Origin of the sequence: Limnobacter sp. SAORIC-580, from assembly GCF_013004065.1 — a bacterium.
In the GTDB taxonomy this organism is placed as follows: Bacteria; Pseudomonadota; Gammaproteobacteria; order Burkholderiales; family Burkholderiaceae_B; genus Limnobacter; species Limnobacter profundi.
Map to the genome: position 1 here is coordinate 2,423,932 of NZ_CP053084.1, position 19,895 is coordinate 2,443,826.

The 19,895-nt window shown below is 51.4% G+C and carries 18 protein-coding genes; 13 read left to right on the forward strand and 5 right to left on the reverse strand.

Annotation, left to right across the window (positions count from 1 at the left end):
• Positions 1-12: 12 nt before the first annotated feature.
• Positions 13-813: a TlyA family RNA methyltransferase gene (locus HKT17_RS11360; protein WP_171100163.1), complete on the forward strand. Its 801-nt coding sequence runs from the start codon at positions 13-15 to the stop codon at positions 811-813.
• 19 nt (positions 814-832) lie between these two features.
• Entirely contained in the window at positions 833-1,654 is an 822-nt protein-coding gene (gene metF / locus HKT17_RS11365) for a methylenetetrahydrofolate reductase [NAD(P)H] (RefSeq protein WP_168426784.1), read from the forward strand.
• On the opposite strand, the gene HKT17_RS11370 is transcribed toward metF, so the two are convergent.
• Positions 1,651-2,220: a 5-formyltetrahydrofolate cyclo-ligase gene (locus HKT17_RS11370; RefSeq protein WP_171100166.1), complete on the reverse strand. Its 570-nt coding sequence runs from the start codon at positions 2,218-2,220 to the stop codon at positions 1,651-1,653. The genes metF and HKT17_RS11370 overlap by 4 nt on opposite strands.
• On the opposite strand from HKT17_RS11370, the gene HKT17_RS11375 reads away from it, so the two are divergent.
• The 6 genes from HKT17_RS11375 to HKT17_RS11400 all read left to right on the forward strand — a co-directional run bounded on the left by HKT17_RS11375 (position 2,219) and on the right by HKT17_RS11400 (position 10,175).
• Entirely contained in the window at positions 2,219-4,210 is a 1,992-nt protein-coding gene (locus tag HKT17_RS11375; protein ID WP_171100168.1) for a lytic transglycosylase domain-containing protein, read from the forward strand. The genes HKT17_RS11370 and HKT17_RS11375 overlap by 2 nt on opposite strands.
• Positions 4,211-4,229: 19 nt before the next feature.
• A complete protein-coding gene (locus tag HKT17_RS11380) occupies positions 4,230-5,204 on the forward strand; it encodes a complex I NDUFA9 subunit family protein (RefSeq protein WP_105026998.1) in 975 nt (324 codons plus the stop codon).
• A 123-nt stretch (positions 5,205-5,327) separates the two neighbouring features.
• Positions 5,328-6,509, forward strand: coding sequence for an aspartate aminotransferase family protein (locus tag HKT17_RS11385; protein WP_371815385.1), 1,182 nt, complete (start codon positions 5,328-5,330; stop codon positions 6,507-6,509).
• Between the two features lie 37 nt (positions 6,510-6,546).
• Positions 6,547-7,458, forward strand: a complete 912-nt coding sequence (gene argF / locus HKT17_RS11390; protein ID WP_171100171.1) for an ornithine carbamoyltransferase — start codon at positions 6,547-6,549, stop codon at positions 7,456-7,458.
• 35 nt (positions 7,459-7,493) lie between these two features.
• Positions 7,494-8,723: an argininosuccinate synthase gene (locus HKT17_RS11395; RefSeq protein ID WP_105027000.1), complete on the forward strand. Its 1,230-nt coding sequence runs from the start codon at positions 7,494-7,496 to the stop codon at positions 8,721-8,723.
• Between the two features lie 162 nt (positions 8,724-8,885).
• Positions 8,886-10,175: a hypothetical protein gene (locus HKT17_RS11400; RefSeq protein WP_205882426.1), complete on the forward strand. Its 1,290-nt coding sequence runs from the start codon at positions 8,886-8,888 to the stop codon at positions 10,173-10,175.
• Here the strand turns inward: HKT17_RS11400 and murB are convergent.
• Positions 10,094-11,146: a UDP-N-acetylmuramate dehydrogenase gene (gene murB, locus HKT17_RS11405; protein ID WP_171100175.1), complete on the reverse strand. Its 1,053-nt coding sequence runs from the start codon at positions 11,144-11,146 to the stop codon at positions 10,094-10,096. The two genes, HKT17_RS11400 and murB, sit on opposite strands and share 82 nt — an antisense overlap.
• A 51-nt stretch (positions 11,147-11,197) precedes the next feature.
• Here murB and HKT17_RS11410 point away from each other — a divergent pair, with 51 nt between their 5' ends.
• The 4 genes from HKT17_RS11410 to HKT17_RS11425 are packed head-to-tail and all read left to right on the forward strand — an operon-like array spanning position 11,198 to position 16,059.
• Positions 11,198-11,683 carry a YajQ family cyclic di-GMP-binding protein gene (locus tag HKT17_RS11410; RefSeq protein WP_105027003.1) on the forward strand — a complete coding sequence of 162 codons (486 nt, stop codon included), beginning with the start codon at positions 11,198-11,200 and terminating at the stop codon, positions 11,681-11,683.
• A 20-nt stretch (positions 11,684-11,703) separates the two neighbouring features.
• Positions 11,704-12,300, forward strand: a complete 597-nt coding sequence (locus HKT17_RS11415; protein WP_171100178.1) for an urease accessory protein UreE — start codon at positions 11,704-11,706, stop codon at positions 12,298-12,300.
• A gap of 45 nt (positions 12,301-12,345) precedes the next feature.
• On the forward strand, positions 12,346-15,060 hold the full coding sequence (pepN, locus tag HKT17_RS11420) for an aminopeptidase N (protein ID WP_171100180.1): 2,715 nt from the start codon (positions 12,346-12,348) through the stop codon (positions 15,058-15,060).
• Positions 15,061-15,084: 24 nt separating this feature from the next.
• Positions 15,085-16,059, forward strand: a complete 975-nt coding sequence (locus HKT17_RS11425; RefSeq protein ID WP_256367088.1) for a class 1 fructose-bisphosphatase — start codon at positions 15,085-15,087, stop codon at positions 16,057-16,059.
• Between the two features lie 44 nt (positions 16,060-16,103).
• On the opposite strand, the gene HKT17_RS11430 is transcribed toward HKT17_RS11425, so the two are convergent.
• Entirely contained in the window at positions 16,104-17,699 is a 1,596-nt protein-coding gene (locus HKT17_RS11430) for a M48 family metallopeptidase (protein ID WP_171100182.1), read from the reverse strand.
• Between the two features lie 167 nt (positions 17,700-17,866).
• Between HKT17_RS11430 and moaC the strand changes: the two genes are divergently transcribed.
• A complete protein-coding gene (moaC, locus tag HKT17_RS11435) occupies positions 17,867-18,337 on the forward strand; it encodes a cyclic pyranopterin monophosphate synthase MoaC (protein ID WP_171100184.1) in 471 nt (156 codons plus the stop codon).
• Positions 18,338-18,340: 3 nt separating this feature from the next.
• On the opposite strand, the gene HKT17_RS11440 is transcribed toward moaC, so the two are convergent.
• Positions 18,341-18,844 carry a pilin gene (locus HKT17_RS11440; protein WP_171100187.1) on the reverse strand — a complete coding sequence of 168 codons (504 nt, stop codon included), beginning with the start codon at positions 18,842-18,844 and terminating at the stop codon, positions 18,341-18,343.
• Positions 18,845-18,989: 145 nt separating this feature from the next.
• Entirely contained in the window at positions 18,990-19,877 is an 888-nt protein-coding gene (gene sucD, locus HKT17_RS11445; RefSeq protein WP_008252667.1) for a succinate--CoA ligase subunit alpha, read from the reverse strand.
• Positions 19,878-19,895 lie beyond the last annotated feature (18 nt).

The window sequence follows — 19,895 nt, forward strand, 5'->3', positions numbered from 1 at the left end:
AAAGAGCTACCTTTGCGCGCTGACCTTGCCTTGGTTGAAAAAGGCCTGTGTCCCTCACGGGCGCAGGCACAAATATTGATCGAACAAGGAAAAGTGCAAGTGCGCAACGGTGTAGTTCAGGCACCTGTTGTTGTAAAAAAAGCATCGCAGCAGATCGAGCCATTCATGACTCTTGAATTGATTGACTGCGATGCACCCAGTTTTGTATCCCGTGGTGGATTGAAATTACACCACGCACTTGAAGCCACCAAGATTGAAGTTCACGCAAGGCGTTGCATCGACTTGGGACAATCCACTGGCGGCTTCACTGACTGCCTACTTCAGAAAGGTGCATCGAGTGTCGTGGGTATTGACGTTGGGCGGGAACAGTTACACCCTCGTTTGAGAGGACACCACGCTGTGATGGCCCTGGAGGGGATCAACCTGTACAAAGTCAATGCAGGTGATCTCGAAAAGGACATTGCCGCGCTGAAACCAGAATTCATGCCATTTGACATTGCGGTGGCGGATTTGAGCTTCATCTCTCTGCGCAAGGTGTTGCCCAATATTGCAAAGCTGATGCCTGCAAGGTGTGAAGGTTTGTTTCTGGTTAAACCTCAATTTGAAGTTGGGCCGGAAAACATCGGTAAAAATGGTTTGGTGAAAAATCTCGATGACCTGATCGAACAACTAGAGAACGATATAAAGACTTGCTGCGCCCAACTCGACTTGACTGTGAAAGATTTTTTCCAGTGCGAGTTGAAAGGTGGCGACGGCAATCAGGAATATTTTGTGTACGCGACGAAAAGTATCGATGTTGCGACCAACCACTAACTCTGTGAATGAATACACCATGATGAATATCAGCTTTGAATTTTTCCCCGCGAAAACAGACGAAGGTGCAGAGAAGTTGCGCGCCACGCGTGAAAAACTGTCCGAAAGAAAGCCAGAGTTTTTTTCCGTGACATTTGGGGCCGGCGGGACAACCCAAGACGGAACACTGTCCACTGTGCTTGAAATCAAGGCGGCTGGTGAAGAAGCAGCACCGCATTTGTCATGTGTTGGATCTTCCAAGGAAAAAGTCGCGGCACTGCTAAAGCAGTACAAAGAACACGGAATCAAGCGTATTGTTGCGCTTCGCGGTGACTTGCCCTCGGGCATGTTGGAAACGGGTTCGTTTCGATATGCGAGCGAGTTGGTTGAATTTATTCGACAGGAAACAGGCGATCACTTTTTTATTGAAGTTGCTGCCTATCCCGAAACCCACCCGCAAGCAAAAAGCCCGGCAGCCGATGTGGACGCTTTCGTACACAAAGTCAATTGCGGCGCAAACTCTGCCATTACCCAGTATTTTTTCAATCTGGATGCATTTTTGTACTTCCGGGATCAAGTGCAACACCGCATTTCGATTCCGCTGATTCCTGGCATCATGCCTGTGACCAATTTCAGTCAGCTTGCTCGTTTTTCAGATGCATGTGGTGCGGAAATTCCGCGATGGATGCGCAACCGCCTGCAACATTTCGGCGATGATCGCGAGTCGATTCGAGCATTCGGACTGGAAGTTGTCTCGAACCTGTGTGAACAACTAATCAGGGAAGGCGCACCCGGACTGCACTTCTACACCATGAACAACGCGCAGCCGACCTTGTCCATTCTGGATCAAATCGGTTATTAAGAAGCGCCTGAGCGAGTGAAAATAAACTCTCGCTCAGTGAGCAAATAATCGAGTAACTCGTCGTGTTGTTCTGAGAAGTTATCTTTGGTTTCGGTAATAGCATAAGCCACACCAACAGTGACTGGCTTGGCAGGCATTTGACTCAAGGTTCGATCATACCAACCTGCGCCATATCCGAGACGAGCTCCCGCTCGGTGGAAAGCAAGACAAGGAACAAGCAACACTTCGGGCTGAACCCAGGATTTGGATTTTGGAACTGGAATATTGTATCGGCCAAGCTCCATTTCCATGTCTGGCGCAAACTGCGCAAATTTCAAGAATGGGCCTGTTGGCGACTCACAACACACCGGCAAGGCCCACCGAAAGCCTTTGAGCGCCAAATTATTCATGATGGCGAGTACATTCGGCTCGCCGCGTGTGGGATAGAACAGACCCACAGTGCAAGGCTGGAATGTTTGGAGTAGAGTTATCAGAGATGCCGAAATTTCTTGGCTAAGCGAGTTGATTTCTTCGGGCTGAAGCCGATTTCGATAAGCCATGGCAGTTTGCCGCAATGATTTTTTCATGACAGGAACAATGACAATTTCTCACCACATTTCACGTTGGGTATCGCTACCTTTGCTTGCCTTGGGTGCTATGGCATTTCAACCCGCTTTGGCCAACAAAGAGACGGATGCAGAGTTAATCAAACAGATCAAATCTGCCTATGCAGATGGCGCATACGACAAGTTTAACCGCTTGGTTTCTGAATTGCCGCAAAAAAGCATATTCAGACCCTACGTGGACGTCTGGCAGTTTCGCTTTTTTCAGAAGGGGGTGGAGAAACAATTTCCCGATCGAGAAGTGGTGTGGAACAAGTCAGAAATTCTGCCCCTGCTGAACAAACATGACAACAGCTGGCCAACCGAAACATTGAGACGGGACTGGCTTGAGCAACTGGCACGCACGGCGCAGTGGACTGATTTTGCAGAGCAGCGACAACACTTGCGCTACCGCCCAGACCAGGGTGTTGAGTGTGCTGACTTGATGTACGCCGCAGAGCAGGGACAGTTGGTGAGATACAAACTGGATGCTGTGGTGAGTTTTGATAAACGCCTGCCTAAAACATGTCGGGTTCTTTTGAAAAACCTGTACAAACTGGGCGGTGTAAGTGCGCAAGACCTGGATCGACATGTGCTGCAAATGGTGGCATCCAACCAGCTGACCAACGCAGTCAAGTTTGTTGACGAATTCGAAGACACCGCTTGGGGAAAGACGATCAGCAGCACTGCGCTGCGCGAGGCGATTTTCAATCCTGACAAATATCTGAAATCGTCAGGTCAAAAAGCCGACACAGACCTCTACTTGACTGGCGCGCTGGCCAGAAAAGCAGTGGAAGACTATGAGCGTGTTGCGCGACAAATGACTGAAAATTATCAGGGCAAACTTTCACCCAGCTCTGAACAATGGCTTTGGGCGCATGTGGGCTACCGTGCCGGTCTGGTCTGGGACAGAAACGCACTCACTTACTTCAAGCGCAGCAAACCTGAAGTAATGAGCCAGGAACAACAAGAGTGGAAGGTGCGCTCGGCGCTGCTTCTTGAGGACTGGAATGCAGTGCTCCAGGCTTCCAACGAGATGAGTCCGAATGTGAAGGAGGACAGGGCTTGGACCTATTGGCGAGGACGTTCACTGGCCCAGTCAGGCAAGTTGGTTGAAGCACGACAAGAATGGGTCAAAGCCAGCAGCCCATTCTCTTTCTACGGAAAACTGGCCCATGAAGAACTAGGCGACTCAGTCACGGCCCCGAAGCGCCCCGAATTGTTAAGCGCAGCCGAGTTGGACTGGGCAAAAAAACACCCGGGATTGTTGCGTGCACTCGCACTTTACGATGCGGGCCTGCGCACCGAGGGTTTCTGGGAATTCAATCTACAAGTTGCACAAATGAACGACAGGCAGTTGCTCGCTGCCGCGACTTGGGCTGAACGCAATCAACTCTACGACCGGGCAATTGCAGCAGCAGACAGAACCGAGATTGAACACGACTTGGGTTTAAGGTACCTGACGCCATTCCGCGAGAACATGCGGGCGAAAACCAGGGAAATTGGCGTGGATGAATCCTGGGTATACGGCTTGATTCGCCAGGAATCGCGCTTTGTGACCATTGCGCGTTCTGGCGTAGGAGCCAGTGGCTTAATGCAAGTCATGCCCGCTACAGCCAAGTATGTGGCGAAGAAAATCGGCATGTCCGACTTCAAGCCTGCTGACATTACCGAAATTGAGACCAACCTGACTTTGGGCACCAGCTACCTGAAAATGGTATTTGAGCAGCATGACCAATCACCTGTGCTTGCTTCTGCGGGTTACAACGCGGGCCCAAGCCGCCCTGCCCTGTGGAAACGTCGCCTGGGCGACCGGAAGATTGAAGGGGCTATTTTTGCGGAATTGATCCCGTTTGACGAAACACGCGGTTACGTAAAGAACGTAATGTCCAACACCGTGGCTTATTCCTTGCTGTTGAACAATGCCTCGATCCCTTTGAAACAAAGACTGGGTATCATCTACGGATCCAAGTAATCAGGTGAATGCTGTTTCTATGAGTAAAACAAAAAACGTATTGGTGATCGGTGGTTCGGGGTTTCTGGGCCAAGCCGTTTGTAATCAACTGGCCAAAGCCGGTTACCGAATTACCGTGCCCACGCGCCGCTATGACAGGGCAAAGCATCTGCTGACCCTGCCAACATGCCAAATTATTGAAGCAAATATTCATGATCGCGCCACACTGGGTCGCCTTGTGTCGGGGCAAGACATTGTCGTGAATTTGCTTGGTGTGCTACACAGCAAACCGGGCAAACCTTACGGCCAAAACTTTCGGGTCAACCATGTTGAATTCCCCAAAGCCTTGTGCACCGCTATGTCCAAGCATGGCGCCAAACGAATTGTTCACATCAGCGCATTGGGTGTCGGTGTACAAAACCCGGCGCCGTCCATGTACCTGCGCTCCAAAACCGATGGCGAAGCTGTGGTCAAAGACAGCGGACTGGCCTGGACAATTCTTCGCCCCTCGGTGGTGTTTGGTCGTGAGGACAAGTTTCTGAATACATTCGCCTCACTTGCAAAGATCGCGCCCTTCATTCCATTGGCCGGTGCTGATGCACGCTTCCAGCCAGTTTCGGTCAGTGATGTGGCCAAAGCCGTGTTTGCATGTGTGGAAGATCAAGGCAAAGACACCCTGCACAACACCTATGATTTGGTGGGTACCGAGATTTTCACCTTGAAAGAGTTAGTTAAGCTTTCAGCCCGCGCTGTTGGAAAAAACCCGCTGGTATTTGGTATTCCTGACGTTGCTGCGAAGGCTCAAGCGTTTTTGATGGAACTGGCACCTGGTGAGCCACTGATGAGTCGAGACAACGTCGACTCCATGAAAATCGACAATATCCGAACCTCGGGCAGAACTTTCCCTCTGCCAAGCTACGAATGCTTGTCGGTAGTTGCCCATGAATACCTCAGAGCCAAGCACTTGCCCTCTGATCTGGATGAATTTAGGACTCGGGCTCACCGGCAAGACTAGCCCTTAAGCCTTGATTCGTCGTACAATTTCGCTTTGCACAACGCAGCCGCACGTCGACCGATTGGCTGCGTTTGTTTTTAGAATCCGCGTTTTGCCTGAACACTGCTGATAGAGAGTTTTAACGTGACAGACCACTTAATGAAAACTTACGCCCGCCAACCCATTGCTTTCACTCATGGTGATGGCGCCTGGATGTGGTCAACTGATGGCAAAAGGTATCTGGATGGCTTGTCCGGTATCGCAGTGAATGGTTTGGGCCACAATCACCCCAAGCTGGTGAAAGCCATTTCCGAGCAGGCGGGCAAACTGATTCACACCTCGAATTTGTACGGCGTGGTTGAGCAATCAAATCTTGCTGATCGCCTGTGCGAAATTTCAGGCATGGATGAGGCTTTCTTTTGCAACTCGGGCGCTGAAGCGAACGAGGCGGCCATCAAACTGGCCAAATATTTTGGTCACAAGAAGGGCATTGAAAACGCAAAGATTATTGTGATGGAACGCGCCTGGCACGGCCGTACCTTGGCCACGCTGGCTGCCACGGATAGCCCCAAGGCCAAGATTGGGTTTGGCGACCTGCCGAGCGGGTTTGTACGCGTACCCTACAAAAACTTCGCAGCAATTGAACAGGCGGCAGACGACAACCCCGAAATCCAGGCCGTTCTACTGGAAGTTTTGCAGGGCGAAGGCGGTATCAATGTGGCCGATACCGAGTATTTACAGGCTCTGCGCAAGTTGTGTACCGCCAAAGGCTGGCTGTTGATGATCGACGAAGTGCAAAGTGGTATTGGCCGCACTGGCAAGTGGTTTGGTTACCAGCATGCAGGCATTCAGCCCGATGTAATCACCTTGGCCAAGGGTTTGGGTTCGGGCGTGCCAATTGGCGCGTGCCTGGCCTGGGGCCCTGCCGCAGGCGTATTTACACCTGGAACCCATGGCACCACATTCGGTGGCGGCCCCTTGGTGTCAGCGGCTGCCTTGGCAACCATTGAAATCATGGAAGAAGAGGGTTTGCTGGCGCATGCCGAGCAAATGGGACAGCTCATTCGGGCCATTTTGTCGCGTGAGCTGGCTGGCATTGCTGGCGTAAAAGATATTCGCGGCCGCGGCCTCATGGTGGGTATTGAATTGTGGAAGCCTTGTGGCGAACTGGTTGCGATTGCGCGCGACAAAGGTTTGATCATTAACGTGACCCGAGACAATGTGGTGCGCCTGTTGCCGCCACTGGTGATTAAAAGAGAAGAAGCAGAGACGCTGGCCATGGAATTGGCCCCTTTAATTAAAGCGTTTCTTGAACAATCCGCATAAGGAGGAGCCGGCCTGCCAGGCAAGCCGGTCTACAAAAATGCCTATCAAACATTTTTTGCAGTTCAACGATATCAGCAAAGACGAGTTCGATTACTTGATGCAGTCGTCTCGCGATGTGAAAGCGAGGTTCAAGCGTTACGAGCCCTACTACCCGCTGCAAGACCGTACCTTGGTCATGATTTTCGAGAAGGCATCCACACGCACACGGCTTAGCTTTGAAGCGGGCATGCACCAGTTGGGCGGTTCAGCCATTTACCTGAACACCAAAGATTCGCAATTGGGTCGCGGTGAGCCAGTTGAGGATGCGGCACAGGTTATTTCACGCATGTGCGACATCGTGATGATTCGTACCTACGAGCAGGAAATTATTGAGCGCTTTGCGGCCAACAGCCGAGTACCGGTCATCAATGGCTTGACCAATGAATACCACCCTTGCCAAATTTTGGCGGACATTTTTACATTCATTGAACACCGCGGCAGCATTCAAGGCAAAACAGTGGCCTGGGTAGGCGATGGTAACAACATGTGCGCCACTTGGTTGCAAGCAGCAGAATTGCTGGATTTCAAAGTAAATATTTCGACGCCCAGCGACTACAACATCGACCCCGCGAAAACCAATATCAAGGGTACTCACCACGAGTGGTTTGAAGACCCAATGGACGCCTGCAAAGGCGCTAACCTGGTGACCACCGATGTTTGGACCAGCATGGGCTTCGAGAATGAAAACAAAGCGCGCCGCCGCGCGTTTGCCGATTTTCAGGTAGACACCGAGATGATGGATGTGGCCAACCCGGAGGCCCTGTTCATGCATTGCCTGCCCGCCCACCGTGGCGAGGAAGTGGCGGCCGAAGTGATTGACGGACCGAAAAGCGTGGTGTGGGACGAGGCGGAGAACCGCCTGCACACGCAAAAAGCCCTGATGGAATTCCTTTTGTTGGGCCGCAAGTAAGCGGACCTTTAACAACCCTTTTTGAATCGAGAACCATGAGCGACATCAACAAAGTAGTACTCGCCTATTCCGGCGGTTTGGACACCTCAGTCATCCTGAAATGGCTGCAAGACACCTATGGTTGCGAAATAGTGACCTTCACTGCCGACCTGGGTCAGGGTGAAGAACTTGAACCCGCGCGCCAAAAAGCACTGAAGTTCGGTATCAAGCCCGAGAATATTTATATTGACGACGTACGTGAGGAATTCGTACGCGATTTCGTGTTCCCCATGTTCCGCGCCAACACCGTGTATGAGGGTGAATACTTGCTAGGCACGTCGATTGCCCGCCCCTTGATCGCCAAACGACTAATCGATATTGCGCGTGAAACCGGCGCAGATGCCATTTCACACGGCGCAACAGGCAAGGGCAATGACCAGGTTCGTTTTGAGCTGGGCGCTTACGCACTGATGCCTGGCGTGAAAATCATCGCCCCGTGGCGCGAATGGGATTTGCTGAGCCGCGAAAAGCTTCTGAAGTACGCCGAAGACGCGGGTATTGAAATCGACATGAAGCACAAGAAGGGCGGAGCGCCCTATTCCATGGACGCCAACCTGCTTCACATCAGCTTTGAAGGCCGTCATCTGGAGAACCCCAGTGCGGAAGCCGAAGAGGCCATGTGGCGCTGGACGGTCAGCCCCGAAGCGGCACCCGATGAAGCCGAGTACTTGGACATTGAATACGAAAAAGGCGATATTGTTGCACTGAATGGCAAGAAAATGAGCCCCGCAACCGTGCTGACCGAGCTGAACCGATTGGGTGGCAAACACGGGATCGGCCGCCTTGACCTGGTGGAAAACCGCTACGTGGGCATGAAGAGCCGCGGCTGCTATGAAACGCCCGGCGGTACCATTATGCTGAAGGCGCACCGCGCCATTGAATCAATTACCTTGGACCGTGAAGTGGCCCACCTGAAAGACGATTTGATGCCCCGCTACGCCAGCATGATATACAACGGCTACTGGTGGGCACCAGAACGTGTGGCTCTGCAAACCCTGATCGACCACACTCAAAATACTGTGAATGGCTGGGTACGCGTGAAATTGTACAAAGGCAATGTGATTGTGGTGGCCCGTGATTCAAAAACAGATTCACTGTTTGACCAGAATATTGCAACCTTTGACGAAGACGGTGGCGCTTACAACCAGGCCGACGCAGGTGGTTTCATCAAATTGAATGCCCTGCGCATGCGAATTGCAGCCAATGCCAAACTAAAACGCGGCTGAGCGATTCACTTGTCGTGAATCAGGTTTGAAAACCGCCACCCACAAGGTGGCGGTTTTTTTATGCCTGCGAATTTGACCTTGAATGGAACATTGCTGGAGCAAGGGCCACTCAGCTGAAGTAGGGTTCTTAATTCAAAAGCGCATATGCACTTCAAAAAACTGATGTTTTCCGCCATTCTGATTGCATTCGGCTTGACTGTCACCTCAACTACAGCTGCGGCTGTGACACATTTTGCTGACCTTGGTTTTGCCGCACACCCCAACTCTGTGATGGCTGAAATCGGAAAACCGGTCACGTTGTCAGTATTGATCAAGGGACCAGTCAAATCAATTCAATGGCGGCTAAACCGCGTGCCCATAGCCGGCGCAACACAGCAAAGTTTCGAAATTGCCTCAGTGGAAAAGAAAATTGACCCTGATGAATATGATGTAGTGATTCAAGATGCATTTGGCAACAGCGTAACCAGCGAAAAAGCCGTTGTGGCGGGACTTGAGCCTGATTCGAATCAACTGCTCATTGAATCAAGACGAGTCGAATCGCTGAAACTTCAATCCATTTTCAATTTGGTGCATGTGTTTGATCAAGTATCTGCCCGAATCTCGGAACCCTTGCCAATTTGGGACATGCGCAAATCAGCAGTATCCATGTATTTCGACGGTTGTCACGACAAAGTAAAAGCTGAGCTGGTTACACCGGTGCGCAATGCTGAATCTCTTCATGAGGCCATGAAACTGGAAATGAATTCCTGCTTCATTCAAAAAACCGATGGACTGGGAAACGACATGGGGGCGCTGGTGAGCGGCACCTTCATTCAGTCCAGAAAAGTCGACAAACAAAATAACAAAGATATTCGCAAGTTAGAGAAATTCGCGAAAAACCTGAAACTCAGCTTTCCCCATGCGAGTCAGAAAAAAAGAGCCACACTCGACTTTGATATTGTTCTGGATGGGAAACTGGTGCGAACCACTGAATTCGAGCAATCCAACACCAAAAACATGAGGATCAAAGAAGAATACTCCTGGAGCAAAGGCACACGAATCGAAAATCCTCAGTCCGGGGTAAAAGCTGTCTTTGTCTCCGGCAGCTATGTAAAAGAAAACTTCGGGTATCTCGAACACCAGCAATTTTACCCAAGCAGGGAAACCGAATTTTTCAACAAACTGAGAATCAAAATTGGCAATGACGATGTGCTAATTCATGGTTTGGTCAACAAGGTGACTGACGGCGACACAATTCATCGGTCTGGCAATTTCAACCTGCATATCAACGGCAAACTGGCGCTGAGTGCCCCAAGCGAAATAGCTTCCCTGCTCACATTTACCGGAAATTTGCCAATTTCACCAAAGCTCAACGGCTTTTTTATCAATGATCATGTGCCTGGTGTGGTCGCCTCTGAGAAGCCCGGGATCAAATTGGGCTCTGGCTCAATTAACACACCGTACTTGCGCTGAACACTGGATTGCACATGCTGAACCAGTTGCAACAAGTCACTGCCACTTCCCTGCCCCAAGTTCACCAGAATCAGGGCTTGCCTGCTGTAAACACCTACACCACCCAGCACATGCCCCTTCAAACCACATTGTTCGATCAACCACCCGGCAGCTAACTTCACCTGGCCATGATCTGCTGGGTAATTAACCAAATTTGGAAACCGCTGAACAAGGGCCTTGGCTTGTGCAGCGCCAACAATCGGATTCTTGAAAAAACTGCCGCTGTTACCCAATACGGCTGGGTCTGGCAGCTTTTGTGTACGTATGGCACTTACCGCTTTCAACAGATTCACGGGGGTCACTGATCCCAATTCAGCCACACGCTGAGCCACATCCCCATACCCCAACACAGGCTGCCACTGCACGGGTAAGGCAAAATCTACTGCCGTGATCACATACCGACCCTGCGCAGCATGCTTGAAAATACTGTCACGGTATGCAAACTCGCATTCATCCAGATTGAAAATGCATTCCTTTTGAACATCCAGATCAAATGCGTGCACCGCTGAAACGCGGTCCTTGAGTTCAACGCCGTAGGCTCCAATATTCTGAACAGGGCTTGCACCCACACAACCGGGAATCAGAGCGAGGTTTTCCAGCCCGCCCCAGCCCATGGCCACAGTCCACTCGACTGTTTGGTGCCAGTTTTCGCCAGCCCATACCCGCACATGGTGACAAACACCGTCGCAACCCAAATACCGTCGCCCTTTCAAGGCAACTTTCCAAACCGTTGCGTCCACCAGTGGGCTGGTAAACACTGTGTTGCTGCCCTCGCCCAGCAACAAAAATGGCTGGCCTTCTTGCCGGGCGCGAGCAAAAGCCAGCAAATCGGACTGACCGCCCAATAAACGCAACTCGCGGGCACGGGCTGGTAAACCAAAGGTATGCAAGGGTTGCAGATCAACGCTGTGGGTGGCAGTGAGGGCTGACATAGGGAGTGGTCTAGCGATTACAATGAGGCATTATGCTTGAAGGAATGAACTATGCCGTCTTTTGATGTGGTCTGCAAACCAGACTTGATCGAATTGCGCAACGCGGTCGATCAGGTGAACAAGGAAATTGGTACCCGCTTTGATTTCAAGGGGTCTGATTCCAAAGTTGAATTGAACGAGAACACCATCATGGTGTATGCCGACGATGACTTCAAATTGGAGCAGGTCGCCGAGATTATTCGCAACAAATGTGCAAAGCGCAACGTAGATGTACGCTTTCTGACATTTGACAAAAAAGAAAAGATCTCTGGCGACAAGATCAAGCAAACCGTGACGGTTAAAAACGGATTGGACAAGGACCTGGCCAAGCAGGTTGTGAAAGAAATCAAAGACAGCAAAATGAAAGTACAGGCCAGTATTCAAGGCGATACTGTGCGCATTCAAGGCGCAAAGCGCGATGATTTGCAAAGTGCAATTGCCTTGCTGAAACAGAAAGTGACTGAGACACCTTTGGGTTTCGAAAACTTCCGCGACTAAACAACCTCAAAGGACATGCCATGAGCGCAGACCATTCACACGATCACGATCATGAACACGGCCCGGATTGCGGCCACAACCACGATGTGGTGTACAACAAAGTAGTAAAGGCCAACCACAAGGTGGCCGCCGTATTGCTCCGCAATGCAAAAACCATTGAACTGACTTTTGATGAACGCCAGGAAGTACCCCACGATGTGAAAGCCACCGACGGCAGTACCCTGATTTGCCACTTGCACGACACCGTAGAGGTGGGCGACAAACTGGTGTCAAACACCAATGAATGGGCGATTGTGGCTGCTGCTCAAGAAGAACTGTTTGAAGTGATACGCGGCCAGAAAGGCTTCGAAGAATTTCTGCATGTGGCAGGCCTTAACTTTTGGCCGGTGCAATTAAATGAAAAAGGCGCGCGTGTTGTGGCGAGCCATGAATGCATGCACATGCTGGAGCATTTTGAGTTGAAATTCAGCACACTGACCGCACCCATGCTGGAAATTGTGGTGCCAGAACTGAAACACCACGATTGCTGTGACCACGACCATGGGCATGGTCACGATCATGGGCACTCGCATGCGCATGAACACAAGCATGGTCCGGATTGCGGCCACGACCACTAAGCAACAACACCTAGCAGCAACATTGCAGCAAGAGGATTTCCAGGCATGAGAGACGCACAAGCACCCATCACCTTTTATCGCAAGGACTACACCGCGCCGAACTACAAAATCAGTCGCACTGATTTGACGTTCACGCTGAACCCTTCGCGCACCAAGGTGGCAAGTCGCCTGGAATTTGAAGTGTGGGACCATTCAAACCCTGACAACCTTCCACTTGAACTGGATGGGGAAGACCTTGAGCTGGATCAGGTGTTGCTCAATGGTGAAAAGCTGGACGCCACTTGCTACACTCAAAGCCACACGGGCCTGACCATTCACAACCCTGGTCGCGAAGGCGTTCTGGAAATTACCGTTTACATTCAACCCGACCAAAACACCCGGCTTGAAGGTTTGTATGTGTCCAACGGCAATTTTTTCACGCAATGCGAAGCCCAGGGTTTCAGGCGCATTACTTATTTTTCTGATCGCCCGGATGTTCTTAGCCAATTCACAGTCACGCTGATTGCCAACGAGGCCACGCACCCGGTCAGTTTGTCCAATGGCAACTTGATTGAAGAAAAAAAACTGGGCGAAGGCTTGCACATGACTCGCTGGGAAGACCCATTTCCCAAGCCTGCTTACCTGTTTGCCTTGGTGGCCGGTCGCTTTGTGTGCCAGGAAGAAACAGTGAAAAAAGGCGACGGCAAGCCAGCATTGTTGCAAGTCTGGGTTGAGCCAGGCAACCTGGATAAAACCGACTTTGCCATGCAAAGCTTGAAGAAGTCGATTGACTGGGACCGTGAACGGTTTGGCCTTGAACTGGATTTGGACCGCTTCATGATTGTGGCGACCGCCGATTTCAATATGGGCGCCATGGAAAACAAGGGCTTGAATATTTTCAACACCAAGTTCGTTTTTGCCAATCCAGAATTGGCTACAGATGTTGATTTCGAAAATGTTGAAAGCGTGGTCGGCCACGAGTACTTTCACAACTGGACAGGCAACCGGGTTACCTGCCGGGACTGGTTTCAACTCTCGTTAAAAGAAGGCTTGACTGTATTTCGCGACCAGGAGTTTTCCGCAGACATGATGGCCGAAGGGCTGGATGAAGTACAGGCAGATTCTGCACGCGCGGTGAAACGGATTGAAGATGTAAAGGTGCTTCGCGCCGCACAGTTTCCGGAGGATGCCGGCCCTATGGCGCATCCCATACGACCCGACAGTTATCAGGAAATCAATAATTTTTACACCGTGACGGTGTATGAAAAAGGCGCTGAAGTTATTCGCATGCAGCACACCCTGCTGGGCGAACAATTGTTTCAGCGCGGGATGCAAATTTATTTTGAACGTCACGACGGCCAAGCTGTGACCTGTGAAGATTTTGTCGGCGCCATGGAAACCGCCCTGCAGGAAGCCCACCCGGAACTGGATTTGAAGCAGTTTCGCCATTGGTATTCACAGGCAGGAACCCCAGAGGTATCGGCAAGCTGGACGCAAACCAACGGCCAACTGGTATTGACCTTGAAGCAAAACTGCCGCCCTACGCCTGGCCAAGCGATCAAACCCGCCTTTCACATTCCTGTGAAATTAGGTTTTGTAGAAAAAGCCAGTGGTCGCGATGTGCCCTTGCAGCTGGAAAGCAATACGAATGCGCTACATGGCGATGTCCTTGACTTTACCGAATCCACGCAGACATTCGTGTTCACTGGCTTGGACAAACCGGTGGTGCCCTCGCTGCTTCGCAGCTTTTCCGCACCCGTTATTTTACAATCCGCGCACACTACGGATGATCTTATCTTTTTGGCGGGTCACGACAACGACCCATTCAACCGTTGGGATGCCTGCCAAAAAATTTACGGCAAAGCCATTCTGGACATTTACCTTCAGCGCGGGCTTACCGATGGCGCAAACACCCAGGCCGCTGTGCAAATTGTGGAAAACTTGCTGAAAGACAAACAGTTGTCTGACGGCTTTTTGGCTTTGGCCTTGCAATTGCCCAGTGAGGGAACACTGCTTGAGGCATTTGACGGACTGGTAGACCCAGTTGCGATGCATTTTGCACGTACCACCTTGCGCGATTTGTTGGCATGTACTTTCGGGGCAGACTTCAAGGCGATCTACGATGCACGCAATTTAACAGGGCAGCCCTACAGTTACAACGCGGTGGCCGCCAGCCAGCGTGCCTTGAAAAATGTGGCGTTGGCCTATTTGGTGGCCGCAGGCGCGGACGAAGAACTGAATGTAGCGAAGGCTCAATATGCGGCCTCCAACAACATGACGGACAGAATGGCGGCGCTTAGCAATATTGTGCACAACGGACCAGGCAACCCGCCTGAATTGGCCGAATTTTTTGAACGCTTCAACAATGAAGCGCTGGCCGTGGACAAATGGTTCATGCTGCAGGCCACCGTACCTGCCAGCAATGAAAATGTGAACACTTTGCAAACAGTGCGTGAACTGCTGAAGCACCCTTCATTCACCCTGAAGAACCCAAATCGCGCTCGCTCCCTTTTGGCTGCTTTTGCAATGCAAAACCCAAGTGTGTTTCACTCACATTCAGGTGATGGTTATGCCCTGTGGGCCGACCTTGTGATTGAGTTGAACACCATTAACCCACAAGTAGCAGCGCGCATGGCGCGTGGGCTGGACCGCTGGACCAAACTGGTGCCAGCACTGCAGGAAAAAGCACACAAGCAACTTGAACGTGTATTGGACACAGACAAGTTGTCGCCAGATGTTCGCGAAGTGATCGGCAAAGCGCTGGACGCGGCCACCCATTGATTTTGAATTGAACAGAGGACAACGATGAGTATGAATTTGGCGCAATACCTTGAACACCACGCAGATGCGCACATGGGTGTGTTGATCTCGGCCATTGCCGACGTGTCGCAATCCATTTCCGCCGCGGTTCACAAAGGAGCACTGGGCGGCGTATTGGGTAGTGCAGGTTCAGAAAACGTGCAAGGCGAAACCCAGAAAAAGCTCGACATCATCGCCAATGACATGATTCTGGATGCGCTTGCTGCAACCGGCGTAGTGGCGGGTATGGCCTCTGAGGAACTGGACGACTGCTCACCTGTACCCGGGCATTCGGATCGCCCGTTCCTGGTACTGTTCGACCCGCTGGATGGCTCCAGCAATATCGACGTGAACGTGTCGATCGGCACCATTTTCTCGGTTCTTCCCAATCCTGATGTTGGTGAAATTACCAACGAAAGCTTCCTGCAACCTGGCACCGAGCAACTGGCTGCGGGTTATGTGGTGTACGGCCCTCAAACGTCGCTGGTACTGACATTTGGCCGGGGCGTAGTGGCGTTTACACTCGACCGTGAGGCTGGCCAGTACATCCAAACCAGCGAAAGTATGGATGTGCCCGAAGACACCAAAGAATTCGCCATCAATATGTCGAATCAGCGTCACTGGTATAAACCAGTGCAGCGTTACATCGCTGAATTGCTGGAGGGAAAAACCGGCGTGCGTGGCAAGGACTTCAACATGCGATGGATTGCCTCCATGGTGGCCGATGTGCACCGAGTGTTGACCCGGGGAGGTATTTTCATGTACCCCAAAGACCTGCGCGACCCCAACAAGCCTGGCAAGCTGCGCCTGATGTATGAGGCCAACCCGATGAGTATGCTGGTGGAGCAAGCTGGCGGCAAAAGCTTCGATGCGACCCAGCGTATTCTAGACATACAGCCGACCGATTTACACCAACGCTGCGCGGTGATGCTGGGCTCGGCCAATGAAGTACAACGAGTCAGTGATTATCACAAGGATTAACTCAGCTTCGTTTGCTGGCTGATTGCCAAACTTAGTTGCCGAACTTAGTTGCCAAACTTGGCGAATTCACGCTCAGCGTCGGCTTTGCGTTTGTATTCGCGTTGTTTGGCATCAATTTCCGCCAACAGATAATAATTATCCCTCGCATACCGTTTGGCAATTTCAGCCTGTTCAATTGCTGGCAAATAGGCTTGACGTGCGTTGTAAGACTGAGCCAGAGCCATGTGGTGTTCGGCCGGCTTTCGCAAAGCCAAAGCACTTTGGGCGAGCAGATCAAAAACCTCAGGCACAGAGCGATAGGCCTGCGAAAGTTCTTTCAGGTATGCATCTGATTCCGCAAATAAACCCAAACGCTGTAAGCCCTCGGCATACAGCAGACGAACTGACATTTCACTTCTAAATTCATTTCGCAGGGAAGTCAGTTGCCCAAGCGTGACCTTTTCCTGCGCATTCAAGGCCGAGCGCTCCCGTACAGGACGCTGGTCCATGGGTGCAGAGGCCAATGGCAAGCTTACATCCATGGCCATTCTCATGCGCTGACTTTGAAGCAGCAAGGGCACCTCGGTTTTCTTGACCACAGACTGCCCGGATTTAAACAAATCGATGGCCTTTTCACTGGCCGCAAGGGCCTCCTGCTTTCGCCCCATGGAATTCAAGACCAGCGAACGGCCGTACATTAACGCCACTGGATCTTTGATACCCTCTTGCTCATTGGGTGATTCAAAAGTTCGCAAACGGTCTGCCAACTGTTGGTTGCTTCGTTCCGCAAACACAATGGACTTGACCCGGATCAGCTCAAATTCCAGGCTTGACTGATTTTGACTTCGATTCGAGCTGCTTTCCAAACCAGCCCGGTTACGAATGTCGGCAATTCGCTCGGTGGTTAGCGGGTGAGTACGCAAATAGGAAGGCGCATTGTTTTCATAAAGACGAGATGCTGTTTGCAAACGTCCAAAAAAATCCACCATGCCCTGAGTATCAAAACCGGCTTGCTGAAGAGTCAAAAACCCAACCCGATCCGCCTCCCGTTCCGCATCGCGAGAAAAGGACAATTGCTGATCAATGGAGTAACCAGCGCCTGCTGCCATGAGGCCAGAAGCTGCTTGTGGATTAGAACCCGCCACCAGCAATGCGGCAATCATGGCCGCAGTGGCGACGAGACTGGTTTGCTTTTGTTGCCCAAAACGGCGCGCAATGTGGCGCTGGGTCACGTGCCCCACCTCGTGCGCCAACACGGAGGCCAATTCGGATTCAGTTTGGGACGCCGCAATTAACCCTGTGTGCACGCCAATGTAGCCACCCGGCATGGCGAACGCATTCACCGATTTGTCGGTGACCAGAAAAAACTCAAAGTTGGATGGAGATTCCGAGGCAGCCTGAACGATTGTGTTGCCCAAGCGGCTGATGTAGGCCGTAATTTCCAGGTCGGTGTTGACCGCGCCAAAAGCCCGATAATCCTTCATGATCAGGGCCCCCAGTCGGCGCTCATCCTGAACAGAAAGCTCGGCCCCACCCGCATCGCCCAGGCTTGGCAAGTTATTCAAGCCATCCGCATGCGCGATCGGCGACAGCATGGAAGACAGCAGCAGGGTACTGCACAGCACACTCGCAACACTTTTCCGAAAATCAAGACGCATCATGGGCTTTTTACGGTGGTAGTCTGGGTATGATAGCGCGATGAAAAACAAGTTCAATCAACTTCGGGCGTAGCACGGCTTTTCCTTGGGTAAATTTAGGTAAACGCCTGGCAGGCAATGCGACCAGCACCTATGAAGTTAAGACAATCAGTCAGCAGGGGATTAATACAATGAACGGACTTACGCACTTTGACCAAGAAGGCAATGCACACATGGTCGATGTGGGCGGTAAAACCGAAACCGAACGCAAAGCCGTTGCCACGGGCACCATTCAGCTGGGGCATGAGGCCTACGCTGTTTTAAAAGCGGGAACCGCCAAGAAAGGCGATGTGTTGGGGGTCGCCAGAATTGCCGCGATACAGGGGGCAAAACGCACCTCTGATCTTATTCCATTGTGTCACCCACTTCCACTGACTCGACTGGCAGTTGAATTTGAACTAAACGATGAACTGTGCGAGGTTCATTGCACCTGCACCGCGCAAACCGTGGGCAAAACAGGGGTGGAAATGGAAGCCCTGACCGGTGTTCAGGTAGGGCTTCTCACCATTTACGACATGCTTAAAGCGATTGACAAGGGCATGGTCATGACTCAAACCAGACTCGTCGAGAAACGCGGCGGCAAAAGTGATTTCAGTCGGTAAATCTTAGTTAACGTTGTTGTTGCGGCAAGCTGCGGGTAAGTAACGCCGGAACTCAGCCGCAACGTTGGTGACGCAGCGCCACTCACCTACTGGCTGCAAGGCATTGGTGTGCCTTACGCCGCCGGTGAATGGAATCAAGGCAATAAAATTGTTGGCAGCGATGCCCGCAGCTACCGTATTGGCCTGAAATGTGACTTGAATTCTACCGTTCGCACCCACAAGCAATTGACGTGCGTACTGACTTTGCGCGGCCACGTTGGACTGGCAACCCGCATCGCTGGCATTGGCCGGCCATGCATTCGTCGTGGCTGTGAATTCAATAATGCCCGCCTTGCAAGACTGGGCAATATTCATTAACTCTGTGACTTTGGAGCGATTCAAGTAATCCTGAAACGCCGGGATTGCAATTGCAGACAGCACGCCAATAATCGCAATGCCAATCATTAGTTCAATCAGGGTAAAACCCTTTGAAACCTTACTTCGGGTAACAGTTCTTGGCGTATTCATCGTCGCATTCCTCACATCGAAAAGTGGTGTTGAGAAACCATTCTTCGGTGTTCAGCCTGCGTGAAGTACCCCCGCTAGGGTTAAAAAGAAAAACCCCACCATTCTGAGTGAATGGTGGGGTTTTAGTGAACTACGACTTGACTACTCAGGCCCCGATTGCCTTCTTCAGCAATTGCCCCATCACGGAGGGGTCTTTGGTCACAGTAATACCGCACTCTTCCATAATGGCCAGCTTCTCCTGAGCTGTACCTTTACCGCCAGAGATGATGGCGCCAGCATGGCCCATGCGCTTTCCGGGGGGCGCTGTTACACCAGCAATGAAACCAACCACGGGCTTCTTCATGTTGTCCTTCACCCACAAGGCAGCTTCTTCTTCATCGCTACCACCAATTTCACCAATCATGACCACGGCATCGGTGTCGGGATCGTCATTGAACATTCGCATCACGTCGATGTGCTTCAGCCCGTTCACGGGGTCACCACCAATACCCACGGCTGTGGACTGACCCAAGCCCAACTCACTCAACTGGCCCACTGCCTCATAGGTTAGGGTACCGGAACGAGACACCACACCGATACGTCCCTTCTTGTGAATGTGGCCGGGCATGATGCCAATCTTGATTTCATCTGGCGTAATTACACCTGGGCAGTTTGGACCCACCACGATGGTTTTGCGACCCTCCCTACGCATGCGATCACGCACCTCGATCATGTCACGGACGGGAATACCTTCAGTGATACAAATCACCAAATCCAGATCAGCTTCTACAGCCTCCCAGATGGCAGCCGCAGCAAAGGGGGGAGGAACGTAAATCACGGATGCGTTGGCACCGGTCTGTTTTTTGGCATCGGCCACCGTGCCGTAAATTGGCACACCTTCAAAATCTTCGCCAGCTTTCTTGGGGTTTACACCTGCAACAAAGCAGTTCTTGCCATTGGCATATTCACGGCACATGCGTGTGTGAAACTGACCAGTTTTACCAGTAATACCCTGGGTAATTACCTTGGTGTCTTTGTTAATGAGAATAGACATTGTAAAAATCCTTTTTCG